Annotated in this window: 1 protein-coding gene; it reads right to left on the reverse strand. The window is 60.9% G+C overall.

Annotated features, from left to right (window positions below; genetic code table 11):
* The coding region (locus EPO09_RS02785; protein WP_290639922.1) for a histidine kinase dimerization/phospho-acceptor domain-containing protein at positions 1-2,374 on the reverse strand (2,374 nt) is incomplete at both ends.

The raw sequence follows: 2,374 nt of genomic DNA on the forward strand, positions 1-2,374 counted from the left end.
GTCTGCGGCGGGCAAAAGGCTCGAAGATCTTGTCCAGCTCGGCCTGAGCAATGCCTGGGCCTGTGTCCGTGATGTCGATTTGCGCGATTTCGCGGGCATAGCGCACCTTGAACGTGACCTGCCCCGTGCTCGTGAACTTCACGGCATTGCCCAGCACATTGATGAGGATCTGCCGAACGCGGCGCTCATCGGCACGCACAGCCTCCGGCAAGGCTGGATCGATATCGGCATGGAACTGGAGCTGCTTGGCTCGTGCCTCGTTTTCTATCAGGCCGGTGATCTGTTGCAGCAAATCGCCCAGACGCACAGGCTTGACGTCCAGCGTCAGCTTGCCACTCTCAATGCGCGCGATATCCAGCGTGCCTTCAATGAGCGACAGCAGGTGATCGCCACCGCGCTTGATCACGCCCACAGCATGCTTGACGTGCTCGGGCAACTGATGGTCTTCATCCAGCAACTGCGCATAACCCAGGATGCCGTTCAGGGGCGTACGCAGCTCATGGCTGATGGTGGTGATGTAGCGGCTCTTGGCCTGGTTGGCCTGCTCGGCGGTCTGCTTGGCCTGCTGCAACTTCTCGTCCGTGATGCGGTGGGATTCAATTTCGCGCACCAGCAAATGAGTCTGGCGGTTGGACTCTTCCTGCGCCACCTGACGGCTCTTGTGCGTCAGCACCACCCACCAGGCCACCACGCCTGCCACCAGCAGCAGTGCCGTGAACACCTTGACAAAGGCACCGCGCAGCATCTCTGCTGCAGCCCCAGTGTTGGTCAGATCCAGCACATCCAGATCCCGCATTTGCTGCTGATAGACCAGGCCAAACACACCGGCCAGCAAAGGGGCCAGCAGCAGCATGATCAACATGAACTGCCCCAGTTCCGTGTCCATGCGGCGCCAGATGAACTCGGGCATGAGCCGGCGCCCCAGGCCTCTCCACTGCTCCGCCCAACGCGCCTGCGGCTTGCACAGATCCTGACAACGCGCATCCAGCGAGCAACACAGAGAGCAGATGAAGCCCTGGTAAGCCGGGCAATGCGCCACATCATCGGCCTCGTACTCGCGTTCGCACACCGTACAGCGATGCAGGGCACGCAGACGGATCACCTTGCTCAAAGGCGCGCCCTCTGCTTCGGCCGGCGCGTCATGCACGAAAGGTGGGCGAGCCATTTGCGGCGACTTCAGCGGCGAGCGCGCCAGGTAATAGCGCCCCTTGGTCGCCCAGGCAATCGCAGGAGCCGTCACGAAGGCCACGACCATCGCGATCACAGCCGAGAACGCTTGCGCCATATCGCCCAGCCAGCCTACATAGGCCAAGACCGAAATCAGCGAGGCCAATCCCATCGCACCCACGCCGACCGGATTCACGTCATACAAATAGGCGCGCTTGAACTCAATGCCCTTGGGCGACCACCCCATGGGCTTGCTGACGACCAGATCCGCCACCACAGCCATGATCCAGGCAATCGCAATGTTGGAGTACAGGCCCAGCACCTTGCCCAAAGCCTGAAATAGATTGAGCTCCATCAGCAGCAAGGCGATCACGGCGTTGAACACTACCCAGACCACGCGCCCGGGGTGGCTGTGCGTAACCCGCGCAAAGAAGTTCGACCAGGCCAGCGAGCCCGCATAGGCATTGGTCACATTGATCTTGAGCTGAGAGACCACCACGAACAAGGCCACAGCGGCGATCGCCCAGGCTTGATGAGGAAAAATCTTTTCCCAGGCCACCAGATACATCTGGTTGGGATCCAGCGCACGATCAACCGGCACCGAGTAGCTGATGGCCAGGTAAGCCAGCAAGGCCCCCCCCAGCATCTTCAGTACGCCAGGAATCACCCACCCAGGCCCGCCGACGAACACCGCAGCCAGCCACCTGGCTCGGTGCCCTGTCCGGCACTCCGGCATGAAGCGAAGATAGTCTGCCTGCTCGCCCATCTGCGTGATCAGCGCGATGCCCACCGTCATGGCGGAACCAAAAGACATCAGGTCAAAACCAGCATGGGTTCCTGAAACGCCCGGGTAAGCGCTGAGCTCACGCAGGATGTCAGGATGCTCCTTGAACACATACACAAAGGGCAAGACCAGCATCACCAGCCACAGCGGCTGGGTGATCAACTGCAAGCGGCTGATGATGGTCACGCCGTGCGTCACCAACGGCACCACGATCAGCGCGCAAATCAGATACCCCCAGGCAGGCGGGATATCGAAGGCCAACTCCAGCGCGTAAGCCATGATGGCCGCTTCGAGCGCAAAGAAGATGAAGGTGAAGGACGCGTAGATCAGCGAGGTGATGGTCGAGCCGATGTAGCCGAAGCCGGCGCCTCGGGTCAGCAGGTCCATATCAAGACAATGGCGCGCGGCATACACGCTGATGGG

Origin of the sequence: Aquabacterium sp. (genome assembly GCF_004297345.1) — a bacterium.
Taxonomy (GTDB): Bacteria; Pseudomonadota; Gammaproteobacteria; order Burkholderiales; family Burkholderiaceae_C; genus Aquabacterium.